This window comes from Microbacterium sp. Leaf203 (assembly GCF_001421275.1).
Taxonomy (GTDB): Bacteria; Actinomycetota; Actinomycetes; order Actinomycetales; family Microbacteriaceae; genus Microbacterium; species Microbacterium testaceum_A.
On the sequence record NZ_LMKF01000022.1, the window covers coordinates 148,695 to 162,038 of the forward strand.

At 70.7% G+C, this 13,344-nt stretch carries 12 protein-coding genes; 3 read left to right on the top strand and 9 right to left on the bottom strand.

The window, feature by feature from the left end; genetic code table 11:
* Together ASE56_RS01950 and ASE56_RS01955 are read left to right on the top strand one after the other, a co-directional pair.
* Positions 1-591, top strand: coding sequence for a hypothetical protein (locus ASE56_RS01950; protein ID WP_056224446.1), 591 nt, complete (start codon positions 1-3; stop codon positions 589-591).
* Positions 592-595: 4 nt separating this feature from the next.
* Positions 596-1,591 (top strand): S24/S26 family peptidase, encoded by a 996-nt coding sequence (locus tag ASE56_RS01955; protein ID WP_056224448.1) that lies wholly within the window; start codon positions 596-598, stop codon positions 1,589-1,591.
* Positions 1,592-1,696: 105 nt separating this feature from the next.
* Here the strand turns inward: ASE56_RS01955 and ASE56_RS01960 are convergent, their stop codons facing one another.
* On the bottom strand, positions 1,697-2,953 hold the full coding sequence (locus tag ASE56_RS01960) for an alpha-hydroxy acid oxidase (protein WP_056224450.1): 1,257 nt from the start codon (positions 2,951-2,953) through the stop codon (positions 1,697-1,699).
* A gap of 63 nt (positions 2,954-3,016) precedes the next feature.
* On the bottom strand, positions 3,017-4,489 hold the full coding sequence (locus ASE56_RS01965) for an MDR family MFS transporter (protein ID WP_156371576.1): 1,473 nt from the start codon (positions 4,487-4,489) through the stop codon (positions 3,017-3,019).
* A gap of 83 nt (positions 4,490-4,572) precedes the next feature.
* Here ASE56_RS01965 and ASE56_RS01970 point away from each other — a divergent pair, with 83 nt between their 5' ends.
* The gene (locus ASE56_RS01970) at positions 4,573-5,193 is read left to right on the top strand and encodes a TetR/AcrR family transcriptional regulator (protein ID WP_056224455.1); all 621 of its coding nucleotides are present in this window, start codon (positions 4,573-4,575) and stop codon (positions 5,191-5,193) included.
* Positions 5,194-5,199: 6 nt separating this feature from the next.
* Here ASE56_RS01970 and ASE56_RS01975 read toward each other — a convergent pair whose 3' ends face one another.
* The 7 genes from ASE56_RS01975 to ASE56_RS02005 form a co-directional block, all read right to left on the bottom strand.
* Positions 5,200-6,045: a transglutaminase family protein gene (locus ASE56_RS01975; protein WP_056224456.1), complete on the bottom strand. Its 846-nt coding sequence runs from the start codon at positions 6,043-6,045 to the stop codon at positions 5,200-5,202.
* A gap of 46 nt (positions 6,046-6,091) precedes the next feature.
* Positions 6,092-7,024 carry an alpha-E domain-containing protein gene (locus ASE56_RS01980; RefSeq protein WP_056224458.1) on the bottom strand — a complete coding sequence of 311 codons (933 nt, stop codon included), beginning with the start codon at positions 7,022-7,024 and terminating at the stop codon, positions 6,092-6,094.
* Complete coding sequence (locus tag ASE56_RS01985; RefSeq protein WP_056224460.1) at positions 7,018-8,748, bottom strand: circularly permuted type 2 ATP-grasp protein; 1,731 nt, start codon at positions 8,746-8,748, stop codon at positions 7,018-7,020. Before ASE56_RS01985 ends, ASE56_RS01980 begins: the two co-directional genes overlap by 7 nt.
* 143 nt (positions 8,749-8,891) lie before the next feature.
* Positions 8,892-10,073, bottom strand: a complete 1,182-nt coding sequence (locus tag ASE56_RS01990; RefSeq protein WP_056224462.1) for a zinc-dependent alcohol dehydrogenase — start codon at positions 10,071-10,073, stop codon at positions 8,892-8,894.
* An 85-nt stretch (positions 10,074-10,158) separates the two neighbouring features.
* Positions 10,159-10,878, bottom strand: a complete 720-nt coding sequence (locus tag ASE56_RS01995) for a glycosyltransferase family 2 protein (RefSeq protein WP_056224464.1) — start codon at positions 10,876-10,878, stop codon at positions 10,159-10,161.
* Positions 10,875-12,242 (bottom strand): bifunctional PIG-L family deacetylase/class I SAM-dependent methyltransferase, encoded by a 1,368-nt coding sequence (locus ASE56_RS02000; protein ID WP_082450278.1) that lies wholly within the window; start codon positions 12,240-12,242, stop codon positions 10,875-10,877. Before ASE56_RS02000 ends, ASE56_RS01995 begins: the two co-directional genes overlap by 4 nt.
* Positions 12,236-13,282: an acyl-CoA dehydrogenase gene (locus tag ASE56_RS02005; protein ID WP_235556905.1), complete on the bottom strand. Its 1,047-nt coding sequence runs from the start codon at positions 13,280-13,282 to the stop codon at positions 12,236-12,238. Before ASE56_RS02005 ends, ASE56_RS02000 begins: the two co-directional genes overlap by 7 nt.
* Positions 13,283-13,344 lie beyond the last annotated feature (62 nt).

The following is a 13,344-nucleotide window of genomic DNA, read 5'->3' on the forward strand; positions in this document are numbered from 1 at the left end:
ATGTCGAAATTCACACGCCGTTCCTCTCGCATCGCCACCGCGATCGCCGTACCCGCCGCCTTCATCGCGGCCGGGGTCCTGGTGTCGACGAGTTCGTACGCCGCCTTCTCCGACACCGCGCCGAACCAGCAGAACAGTTGGCGGGCGGGCACGGTCCAACTCGACGACGACGATGCCGGCCGTGCCTTGTTCACCGCGGGCAACGCCAAGCCCGGTGACGGCGAGACGAACTGCATCGCCGTCACCTCGACCGGAAGCCTGGCCTCGCAGGTGCGCCTGTACGCCGACGACGTGTCGGGCACCGCGGGCCTGGCCGACCACCTGATCCTCCGCGTCGAGCAGGGGACCGGGGCAGGCTTCGGCACCTGCGACGGCTTCACCCCGCAGAGCACGGTGTTCGACGGGCGTCTCTCGGGCTTCACCGGCGCCCACTCCTCGTACGGTTCGGGGGCGGCCACCTGGAGTCCGGCCGGAGGCGGGAGCGAGACGCGGACGTTCCGCATCACGTGGACGCTCGCCGACGACGCGCCGAACGCGGTCCAGGGCGGAACCGCCTCGACCTCGTTCGTCTGGGAAGCACAGAACAGCTGAGTCCGTGCGTTCCCGTCGCATCATCCTCGTCGCGGGGGTGGCGACGGCGCGGGCGGTCGTGACGCTGGTTCTGACGTTGGCGTTCTGGGCAGCGGCCCCGGCCGCCCTGGGGTGGATGCCCACCACCGTGATGACGGCGTCGATGTCGCCGGCCATCGAGGCGGGCGACATCGTGGTGTCGCGACCCGTTCCGCGGGAGGCCCTCCTCCCCGGACGGGTCGTGCTCGCGACCGATCCCGACCGGGGCGACCGCCTGCGCCTGCACCGCGTCGCCCAGATCAGCGCCGAGGGCGAACTCGTCACGAAGGGCGATGCCAACCCCGCCGCCGACTCGACCCCGCTGCACCCCGATGCCGTCCTCGGTGTCGGGGTGCTGCGGGTGCCCGTGATCGGGCTGCCGATCGTCTGGGTACGCACCGGCCAGGTCGCTCCGCTCGCGGTCGTCGCGGCCGGATTCGCCCTCTGCCTCGCGCTCGCCCTCCGCCGCGGGGTCGACGACGGCCCCGACGAGCCGTCGCCACCCTCGGAGGGCGCCCCGCCGACCCGTCGGGCTGTGCGCGCGCGACCGACGAGGGCACGCCTGTTCCCCCGCGGCCTCGGTTTCGCGGTCGCCCTCGCGACGGCGGCGGTGGCCGTGAGTACCCCGGCCGCGGCCTCGTTCAGCAAGGAGTCCGCGGCATCCGGAACCGTCACCGCCGGCCGTGTCACCGGCCCGTCGGCGCTCGGCTGCTACAACGACGGCGGAGCGGTGGTGACCTGGGCGTACGAGGGGTGGGAGCCCCGCAGCTTCGACCTGCTGGTCGACGGACGCGTCGCGATCGCCGACATCCCCCCGTGGTTCCGGGCCGCGCGGGTGCCCGACGACGGGTCGTATTCGCTGTTCCGCACAGATCGGGTGACCGTACGCACGAACGTGGGCGAACAGTGGTCGACGGGGTCGGACGAGGGCGTCGCCGTCGGCGGCGTGCTGTTCGGATTCGGACGGCCGTTCTGTCGGTGACGGGGGGTCTCGCCCTCGCAGATCTTCAGCGATCCGCACGACCTCAGCGGCATCCCGCCCTCTTCGGCTGAGGATGCGCGAATCACCGAGGGTGCGCAGCGGGCGTCACACCCGCGCGTCGACCGCCTGATCGGCCACCGGCACGAGCCGCGTGAGCTGTGTGACGTGGCGGGGCTCGAGCTCGTCGAGCGACGAGACGCCCAGCAGGGTCATCGTGCGCTCGATCTCGCTGCGCAGGATCGCGATCGTGCGGTCGACGCCCTGCCGCCCGCCGGCCATGAGGCCGTAGAGGTAGGCACGGCCGATGAGGGTGAACTTCGCGCCGAGGGCGATGGATGCCACGATGTCGGCGCCGTTCATGATGCCGGTGTCGACCATGACCGTGGCGTCCTCGCCGACCTCGCGCACGACCTTCGGCAGCAGGTGGAAGGGGATGGGCGCGCGGTCGAGCTGGCGCCCGCCGTGGTTGGAGAGCACGATGCCGTCGACACCCTGGTCGACCAAGCGTGCGGCATCCGTCACGTTCTGCACGCCCTTGACGACGATCTTGCCGGGCCACATGCCGCGGATCACGTCGAGGTCGTCGTAGCTGATCGTGGGGTCCATCGCGGCGTTCAGCAGCTCGCCGACGGTGCCGCCGGTGGTGCTGAGCGAGGCGAACTCGAGCTTGGGGGTGGTGAGGAAGTCGATCCACCACCAGGGGCGCGGGATCGCGTTGACGATCGTGCCGACCGTCAGCTGCGGCGGGATCGAGAAGCCGTTGCGCTTGTCGCGCAGGCGCGCGCCGGCGATGGGGGTGTCCACGGTGAACTGCAGGGTGTCGAAGCCCGCCTTCGCCGCGCGCTCGACGAGACCGTACGAGATCGAGCGGTCCTTCATGACGTAGAGCTGGAACCAATTGCGACCGACCGGGTTCGCGGCCTTCACGCCCTCGATCGAGGTGGTGCCGAGGGTCGAGAGCGTGAACGGGATGCCGGCGGCCGCGGCCGCGGAGGCACCGGCCGTTTCACCCTCGGTCTGCATGAGACGCGTGAAGCCCGTGGGCGCGATGCCGAAGGGCAGGGCCGAGGGACCGCCGAGGATCTGGCACGAGGTGTCGACGTCGGCGGCGGGGCGCAGGATGTCGGGGTGGAACTCGACGTCTTCGAACGCGCGGCGGGCGCGGTCGAGCGACAGTTCGCCCTCGGCGGCGCCGTCGGTGTAATCGAACGCGGCCTTGGGCGTGCGGCGCTTGGCGATCGTGCGCAGGTCCGCGATCGTGAGCGCGGCGTCGAGGCGGCGCTTGCGCGCGTCGAGCTCGGGCTTCTTGAACTGCATGAGCTCGAGGAGCTCGCCGACCTTCGGCAGCTGACGCTGAACCATGGGGACCCTCTCGTCAATGTGGTCGGACCACATCGTACGCGCGAGAGGGCCCCACGACCAGCGTCAGTGCGCCGGCGTCCCCTCGACCCCGTCGACCTGCTTCGGCGTGCGAACGAATGCAGCGAGCACGATGACCGCCAACGACAGGCACGCCGCCACGAAGAACGCCGTGTGGATGCCGGATGCCGTGGCATCCACCATCGACGCTCCCCCGTTCGTCATCGCGGCGGCCGCGCCGACTGTCATGAGCGTCACGAAGACGGCCGTCCCGGCGGCGCCCGCGAGCTGCTGCACCGTCGAGACGATCGCGGAGCCGTGCGGGTAGAGCTCGCGCGGCAGCGACCCGAGGGCTGCGGTCATCAGCGGGGTGAACATGAAGGCCAGACCGAGGCTCAGCACGCAGTGCACCGCGATGACGAGACCGATGGGAGTGCTCGCCGACAGGGTCGCGAAGCCCCACAACGCGATGCTCGCGACGATCGCCCCCGGCAGCACGAGAGGGCGCGCGCCGAAACGGTCGAAGAGGTTGCCGACGATGGGCGCCATGAGGCCCATGAGCAGACCTCCGGGCAGCAGCATGAGACCGGTCGGGAGGGTTCCGAGACCGAGGACGTTCTGCAGGTACAGCGGCAGCAGGATGAGCACGCCGAAGAGAGTGGTCATGGCGATGACCACGAGGATGACCGCGAGCGTGAAGGTCGAATGACGGAACACCGCCAGATTGAGCAGCACGCGGTCGGTCGAACCGAGGCGCACCTGCCGCACGATGAAGGCCGCGAGGGCGAGGGCGCCCACGACGAGGGGGATCCACACCGGCACGATCGCGTGGCCGCCCGCCGCCTCGCCGATGCTGGACAGGCCGAAGATGATGCCCCCGAACGCGAGGGCCGAGAGCACCACCGACACGACGTCGAGGCTCACGCGACGGGTCTCGGTGAGGTTCCGCACCCAGCGCGCGCCGAGGGCGACCGCGATGAGGGCGATCGGGATCATCACGATGAACATGGCGCGCCACGGGAACGTCGACAGGATCAGCCCCGAGACGGTGGGGCCGACCGCGGGCGCCACCGAGATGACGATCGAGATGAGCCCCATCATGCGTCCGCGGCGGTTCGCGGGCACGACGTTCAGCACCGTGGTGAACAGCAACGGGATCATGATCGCGGTACCCGAGGCCTGCACGATGCGGCCGAGGAGCAGCACGCCGAACCCGGGGGCGGCCGCGGCGACGACGGTACCCAGGGTGAACAGACCCATCGCGGTGAAGAAGAGGGCCCGCAGCGGGAAGCGCTGAATGAGGAAGCCGGTGGTCGGGATGACGACCGCCATCGTGAGCAGGAACGCGGTGGTCAACCACTGCGCGGTCGCGGCGGTGATGTCGAGCTCGCGCATGAGTTCGGGCAGGGCGACGCCCATGATCGTCTCGTTCAGGATGACGACGAACGCGGCGACGACGAGGAGCGCGATGACGGCACCGGGGCGAACGGCGGCCTTTCCGGGCGGTGCGGCGGTGGGGACGGTTCCGGTGGCGACCATGGTCAACCTCTCTGGATGGTGAATGAGCAGTAAATGACATTCTGGCAGTGACTGCCAATAAGACATGGACTACTGTAGCCGACATGGAGATCGCACCGGCCCCCTCCGGGGAGGGATTGCGCGATCGGCGACGCCGCGAGACGACCCTCGAGATCTGCGCGGCCGCCCTCGACCTGTTCGAAGAGAAGGGCGTCGCCCGGACCACGGTCGACGAGATCGCCGCGCGAGCGGGCGTCTCGGCCCGGACGTTCTTCCGCCTCGCGGGCACCAAAGAAGACGCCGTGTTCATCGACGACGAGCGCTTCGTCGCGGCGTTGGCCGAGGTCGGCGAGGCGGGCGACGACATCGCCGCTCTCACCCGAGCCCTGCGCACGGTGTTCGCCCGCGAACTCGATCGACTGCACGCCGACGCGCAGGCGAGAGCGAGATTCCTCCGCGTCCGACGGCTGATCGGTCACGAGCCCACGCTGCTCGGTGCCGCCATCCGACGTGAGACGACCTCATCCGACCTGTTCGTCCCCGAGATCGCGACGCGCATCGGCCTCAGTGAACTCGACGTGCGCTCCGCGATCGGCCTCGCCGCCCTCGAGATGCGCACTGCCCTCGACGAGTGGGCACGCCGCGCCGACCGCAGCGAAGACGCTCACCTTCCGCGCCTGCACCGCGACGTCCAGAAGCTCCTGGGCGCCGCGGCATCCGGCTGACCGGGGTCAGGTCTCGCGCGTGATCGTGACCTTCACCTTGAGGTTGCTCTTGCCGGGACCGGCGTACACGCCGCGCAGCGGCGGGACGTCGTTGTAGTCGCGGCCGCGACCGACCAGCACGTGGCGGTCGCCGATCTCGATGTTGTTCGTCGGGTCGAAGCCCTGCCAGTCACCGGCGAACCACTCCACCCAGGCGTGCGACTCTCCGGTCACCGCTTCGCCGACCTCGGCGGAAGGCTTCGGGTGCAGGTACCCCGACACGTAGCGGGCCGGGATGCCGACCTCGCGCAGGGCCCCGATCGCGATGTGCGCGATGTCCTGACACACGCCCTTTCGCGCTTCCCAGGCGTCGACCGCCGTGGAGTGCACGCCGGTCACCCCCTGCATGTAGTCGATCGCGTTCCCGATGGCCTCGGCGATCGCGTGCGCCGCGGGCCCGGGCCGGTCGTGCTGGGCGGCGATCGAGCGCGCGAGCTCGGCGACCTCGGCGTGCGGGGTCGTGCGCCGCGTCTGAGTCAGCTGCTCGACCGTCGAGATCGACCGCGCCGCCTCCGCCGCGAGCTGCTCCCAGGTGATGTCGGCGTGCTCGATGGGCCGCGGGCGCACCTCGACCAGCGAACGCGCGGTGATGGTCAGCGCGCCGTGCGGCGACAACACGTCGAAGGCCGCCACGCGCGTGCCGAAGTAGTCGACGTACTGATTGACCGAGGTCGACGGCTCGATGTCGAGCGACGAGCTCAGCACGAACTGGCTGTCGGTCGAATGCGGCAGCATGCGGGCTTCGTTGTACGAGGCGACGACGTCGCCGGGGTAGACGAACCCGGTCTGGTGCTCGATGCGCAGGCGTTTCATCGCCGACCTCCCGAGGTCTTCGCACGGACGGCGGTCGCGGCATCCGTCATGAGATCTCTCCGATCCACGACGGTTCGGCCTGAGTGGGGAAGAAGCGCGAGCGGATCGCTTCCGACGCCTCGCGCGTGACCGTCTGCACCCGCTGCATGTGCTCGGGCAACTCGGCCAGGATGTCGCTGACCGGGCGGTACTCCAGATCGTTGCGGATCTGACCGAGAGCACGCAGCACCGTGTTCGAGTGCCCGACGCGATCGGCGCGGGGGTCGATCGCGCTCATGCAGTCCTCGGCGCGCTGGATCGAGTAGATGATCGAGCGCGGAAAGAGGCGGTCGAGCAACAGGAACTCCGCCGCGTTACGGGCGCTCGGCATGCCGCGATAGGTGCGCAGGTAGGCCTCGTACGCGCCGCACGAACGCAGGATCGTCGTCCACGACGGGCCCGACACCTCGGTGAGCGAGCGGGTTGCCAGCAGTCGCGCGGTCATGTCCGTGCGCTCGATGCTCCGGCCGAGGGTGAAGAACTGCCAGGCCTCGTCGCGGTTGGTCGACGAATCGACGATGCCGATGGCCAGCGCCGCCCGCTCGCGCGTCCACTGGAAGAACTCGTGGACCTTGTCGGTCTGCAGGCGCCGCGGCATCCGCGCGTTCGTGGTGTTGAGGATCTCCCACAGTTCCGTCGACACGATCTCGCGAGCACGCCGGGCGTTCTCGCGAGCCGCGGTGATCGAGTACGCGATGCTCGACGGGTTCATCCGATCGACCGCGAGGCGAGCGAGCACGTCGTCGCGGCGGACGGTGTCCACGTTCTCGGGCCACGCCGACCCCATGACGCTGAGCAGGGAGCGGCACGCGGTGTCCTCGTCGATCCACGGGTCCTCCAGCAGCAGCTGGAGGTGCACGTCGAGGATGCGGGCGGTGCCGTCGCTGCGCTCGATGTAGCGGCCGATCCAGAACAGCGATTCTGCGATGCGGCTCAGCATGACCCCGCCTCCCGCGCCTGCTGCTGCTGCTCGGCCTGCGGACCGTGCTGCACGGCGGCATCCTGCTGCTGTTGCTCCTGCTGCTCCTTGCCCGAGGGCCCTCCGCCCGGGCGCGGATCGCGCGGCGAGGTCGAGGGAGCGGGCTGTCCGTCGTAGATGATCGGGATCGACTCGGTGACCGCGGCCTGGTCGGCGACGAGTCCCGAGACGCCGTTGCCCTGGCCGTACTCGACGTGCGAGGGGGCCGAGCCGCCGACGATCCACGTGTCCTTCGAGCCGCCGCCCTGACTGGAGTTGACCACGAGCTGGCCCTCCGGCAGCGCCACGCGGGTCAGGCCACCGGGCAGCACCCAGATGTCGTCGCCGTCGTTGACCGCGAAGGGGCGGAGGTCGGCGTGACGGGGACGCATGCCGTCTTCGACGAGCGTCGGGATGGTCGAGAGCATGACCACGGGCTGGGCGATCCAGCCGCGCGGGTCGGCCGTGAGCCGCTTGCGCAGCGCGTCGAGCTCGGCGGGCGAAGCATCGGGACCCACGACGAGCCCCTTGCCGCCCGAGCCGTCGACCGGCTTCACCACGAGCTCGGGCAGGCGGTCGAGCACTTCTTCGAGGGCGCCGGGATCCTCGAGACGCCAGGTGTCGACGTTCTTGAGGATCGGCTCTTCGGCGAGGTAGTACCGGATGAGGTCCGGCACGTACGTGTACAGCAGCTTGTCGTCGGCGACGCCGTTGCCCACCGCGTTGGCGATGGTCACGTTGCCCAGGCGTGCGGCGAGCATGAGCCCGGGCGCCCCGAGCATCGAGTCGGCGCGGAACTGCAGCGGGTCGAGGAAGTCGTCGTCGACGCGGCGGTAGATCACGTCGACGCGCTGCGGGCCGCGGGTCGTGCGCATGAACACCTTGCCGCCGATGCACAACAGGTCGCGCCCCTCGACGAGCTCGACGCCCATCAGACGCGCGAGCAGCGTGTGCTCGAAGTACGCGGAGTTGTAGACGCCGGGGGTGAGCACGACGATGTTGGGCTCGTCGATCCCGGGCGGGGCCGACGCCTTGAGCGCGGCGAGCAGCTTGTTCGGGTAGTCCCCGACGGGGCGCACGCGCATCGACACGAACAGTTCGGGCAGCGTCTGCGCCATGACGCGGCGGTTCGAGATGACGTACGAGACGCCCGAGGGCACGCGCACGTTGTCTTCGAGCACGCGCATCTCGCCGTGCTCGTCGCGGATCAGGTCGATGCCCGACACCTGGATGCGCACGCCGTTCGCACTGCGGATGCCGGCCGCCTGGCGGTAGAAGTACTGCGACGACGAGATGAGACCCGCGGGCAGGATGCCGTCGCGCACGCAGTGCTGATTGCCGTAGGCGTCGTCGAGGAACGCCTCGAGCGCCTTGACCCGCTGCTTCACGCCGGCCTCGATGCGCGACCACTCGTCGTACGCGATGACCCGGGGCACGGCATCCAGGGGGAAGGGACGTTCCTCCCCCGCGAAGTCGAAGGTCACGCCCTGCGCGAGGTACGAACTCGCGAGCGACTCGGTGCGCCCGCGCAGTTCTTCCTGCGTCATCTGCGCGAGCGTTTGGTACAGCTCCCGGTACGCCTCGCGCGAGGGGGCGGCTTCTCCGGGACTCGCCGGAACGCCGAACATCTCGTCGAACGCCGGGATGCCGGATGCGGTCTTGCGCGGCGCCAGCGTGGAGCCGTAACCGTCGAACAGGTCACCCATGCGACGACTTTACCCAGCACCGTGTTGCGGACACGTTTCCCACCCGCGCTCTTGCGCAGCGAGCGCGCGCGAGGGGTCGAAAACTGTCGCCTGGCGCTGCTCCAGGCGACAGGAATCGACCCCTCACGCGGGTGCGGCGCGGCTCAGGCGCCGGGGCGCAGCACGACCTTGATGCAGCCGTCTTCTTTCTTCTGGAAGGTCTCGTACAGGCCGGGGGCGTCTTCGAGGGGGGCGTGGTGCGTGACCAGGTCCATCACGCCGAGCGGGTCGGCGGAGTCTTCGACGAGCGGCAGCAGGTCGTCGATCCAGCGCTTGACGTTGCACTGGCCCATGCGCAGGTTCAGCTGCTTGTCGAACATCGTCTTCATGGGCAGCACGTCGGCCTCACCCGCGTAGACACCGCTCAGTGAGACGGTTCCGCCTCGGCGCACGAGGTCGATCGAGGCGTAGACCGCGGCGAGGCGGTCGAGTCCGGCCTTGTCCATGAGCTTCTGCGCGAGGGCGTCGGGGAGCAGCCCGACGGCGTTCTGGGCCAGCTTGATGCCGCCGTTCCCGTGGGCCTCCATGCCCACGGCATCCACCACTCCATCCGCCCCGCGCCCCTCGGTGAGATCGACGAGTTCGTCGACCACCGTGTCGGTCAGGTCGTAGGTGAGCACGCCGTGGCGCTCGGCCATCGCGCGGCGCTCGGGCTCGGGCTCGATCGCGAGGACCCGGTAGCCGAGGTGCACGCCGATGCGGGCCGCGAACTGGCCGACGGGGCCGAGGCCCATGACGGCGAGCGTCCCGCCCTCGGGCACGTTCGCGTATTGCACGCCCTGCCAGGCGGTCGGCACGATGTCGCTGAGGAAGAGGTAACGGTCGTCGGGCAGGTCGTCGCCGACGCGGATGTGGTTGTAGTCGGCGAGCGGCACGCGCAGATACTCCGCCTGGCCGCCCGGCACCTGGCCGTAGAGCTTGGTGTAACCGAACAGCGCGGCACCGCTGCCGTACTCGCGCACCTGCGTCGTCTCGCACTGCGACTGCAGTCCGCGGCGGCACATGAAGCAGTGGCCGCACGAGATGTTGAAGGGCACGACGATCCGGTCGCCGACGGCGAGGTTCGTCACGGCCGAGCCGACCTCGACGACCACGCCCATCGGCTCGTGGCCGAGCACGTCGCCCTTGTCGATGAACGGTCCGAACAGTTCGTAGAGGTGCAGGTCGGAGCCGCAGATCGCCGTCGAGGTGATCTTCACGATCGCGTCGGTGGGCTCGAGGATCTCGGGGTCGGGAACCTCCTCGACGCTCACGTTGCGCTTGCCCTGCCAGGTCAGTGCCTTCATGGTGATGCCTCTCATTCCGGGGATGGCCAGTCTGCGGCGAAGGTGCGGAGCGGCGGAGGTGGTTGACGAACCCCCACCCGGTGGGTCAGGCGCCGGGAGCCGCCAGCGGTGGAGCGTCGACCCAGGCGTGCACGCGCGCGAGGAACGCGGCGTATCCCGCGGGCGTGCGGCCGGTGAAACGGCCCGAGGTCTCGACCTCGTGCACATCGCTCGCCCGCTCCCGCGCACCGAGGGTGCGTGCCGCGCGGACGAGGGCCACGTCCTCGTGCTCGGCCAGATCCGGGATGCCACCTGCCCGGGCGTACGTGCTCGCCCGCACGCCCAGATTGGCTCCGTGGACGTTTCCGGGAGGTCTGCCCCGGTGATGGGTGGCACGCCAGTACGCGACGTGTCGGGCGCTGAGGTCGGCGAAGTCGGGGCGGACCGTTCCCAGGACGAGGTCGACCCCGGCGTCGGCGAGGTCGAGTTGGTGCGTGATCCAGTTCGGGGGCACGACGGTGTCGGCATCCGTCATCGCGATCCACGTGTCGTCGGCGCCGGCGGTGAGCCGCGTCACAGCGTGCGCGACGCCGATCCGACGGGCGGTGCCCACGCGACGTGCCGCGATCTCGACCGCCTCGACGGGCCAGCGCCGCACCTGGGTGGCGGTGGTGTCGTTGCACGCGTCGAGCACGACGACGACCGCGATGTCGAGGTCGGGCTGGCTCTCGCGCGCGAGCGACACCGCCCGGGTGACCGATGCCAGGCATCGACCGATCAGGGCCTCCTCGTCGTGCGCCGGGATGACCACGGCCAGGGCCCTCATGCGACGAGCCCCGATTCGGCCGCCACCGAAAGAGCGCCCGGATGCGCGTACACCTCGAGCACGAAGTCCTGCTCCTCGTGCCGCGCGAGGCGCACCAGGTCGGGTCGCGCCGCGAGCGCGTCGTGCACCTCGTCGCCGGTGTGCGGGTACTCGGCGACGGGATGCCGCCAATGGCACGCGACCAGGTGACCGTCGGTGCTCAGCGAGGCGACGGCCGCCGTGAGCCCGCGATCCAGGTCTGCCCCCGCCCAGTAGTACGCCACCTCCGACACCACCACCAGCTCGAACTCGCCCTCGGGCCACGCCGCGGGCAGCGTCGCGAGGCGGAACTCGACGTTCTCGCGCCCCGCGAGCCGCGCCCGCGCGCGATCGAGGGCGGTGGGCGCGAGGTCAACGGCGAGCACCCGGTCGCTGCGGTCGGCCAGCTGCGCGGTCAGAGCACCCGTGGAGCACCCGGCCTCGAGCGTCGAGCGATACGTGCGCCTGGGGAGAGCGGCGAGGAGGACGGCGCGCTTGCGCTCCTCGTACCAGCGCGAGTCGAAGCCCCAGGGGTCCTCGTGCCGGGCGTACATGTCGTCGAAGTACTCGCGGCCGACGCTGCCCGCCGGGGTCGAGGGCGCCTCTGGAACGAGGAAGACCTCTGCATCGCGGACGAAGTGGGCGTGCATGCGCGCGTGGATCATCGGCTCGTCCCCCGGAGCGGCCGACAGCGGCTCGAGCTGACTGCGATGCGCGTCGAGAGCGCGGGTCTTGAGGTCGCGCGCACGAGGCTCGAGGGCGAGGTGCTCGACGCGATCCCACGGCACGTCGTCGGGGCCGCCCCAGTGCCACAGCCAGATCGGGAAGGCGCGCGATCGCACGCCGCGCGCGGCGCAGACCTGCTCGACGATCTCTCCGACGACCCGGTGGTCGCGGTGCCCGTCCCCTCGCCAGGGCGACACCACCAGCACGCGCCGGCCCGCCGCGGCGTCGATCGCTTCGCGCAGCGCCTCGGTGATGGCATCCCGATGCTCGTCCGTCCCGCCGTCGGGCAGACCGAGGAAGACCGGGTCGGCGACCAGCCCCACGATGCGTGCGGCGTCGACGAGTTCTCGGCGGCGAAGCAGGGCGAGAGTCGCGGGGCTGTGCGTCGGCGACTCGGGGTGAGAGCCTTCGCCGTCGGTGACGACGAGGAGATCGATCCGGATGCCACGTGCGGCCGCGGTCGCGAGCAGCCCCGCCGCTCCCAGGCTCTCGTCGTCGGGGTGCGCGGCGACAACGATCAGGTGGTCGACGTCCAGATCGAGAGATGGCGAGTCACGGCGGAGGGCGTCCGCCCAGACGCGCTCGTCGGTCCCGGGTTCGCGATGGTCGAAGCTCACCACGTGCCCGCTCCCGTCGCGATGTCGCCGCCGATTCTCGCGGCATCGCGCTCGCCGTGGTGCTGGCGCAGGTAGATCTGCAGATCGGCGACGCGTCGCGCGTGCGCCTCATCCGCGACGAGGGGCAGCGGCCCCAGGGCGTGCGCGGCTTCGGCGAGGGTCGTCTCGACGGCCTCCGCGACGACGGTGCGGGCGCGGGTGGCGCGCAGACCCTCGGATGCCGAACCGCCCGCACCGAAGACCGCCGCCGTCTCGCGCAGCACGGTGCGGGCGACCCAGAGCGCGGTGTCGGCGCGAGCGAGGTGCACGCGCGAAAGCTGGTCCGCTCGGTCGGACGCGGCGGCCTCGCGCAGCGCGTCGCGGAGCGGCAGGGCACCGCCCCACCAGCACGCGGCCACCCCGACCCCACCGTGCGCGAAGCCGGGTCGACGGAGATACCAGCCGGGCTCGCCCACGGGGACGGCGACCGCTCCATCGACGTCGATCGGGGCACTGACGACCCGCTCGAGCCCGCGCGCGTGCCAGGGACCGGTCCGCACCCTCACGGCCGGGTCTCGCAGATCGAGGGCGAAGAGCTGCCGGCGTTCGTCATCGACCCACGCCGTCACGAGAGCGCGGTCCAGGTCGGCGGCGAGGGAGCACCAGGGCTTGGAGCCGTGCAGCGTCCAGACGCCGTCGTGGTGCCGTGCCTCGAGGCGCATGCCCGATCCCTCTGCGGCGAAGACACCCCACGACCCACCCGGTTCGAGGTCGACGTCGATCCCCTCGCGGGTGGCTTCGGCGAGGATCGACAGGGCGTCGAGGTGCGGCTCCAGCATGCGGGCGACCGCGACCTCGCGCGCGGCGACCGACGCGAGCAGCTCCCAGGTCGCACCGAGCGAACGCGGCGGGACGAGGCTCGTCGCCCAGGCGAGTGTGGCAGCGACGTCGGTGGCGGAGGCACCGTCGGCATCCATCCGCCCCACAGCCGCACGGACCTCATCGAGATCGGGGGTGTCGTCGGGGAGGAGCAGGGGGAATGCCGAGTGGCCGCGGTGGTTCACCGCGACAGCATGCGGACGACGGGAAGAAACCGACAGAACCTTGACACGGGGGTCCGTCCCGT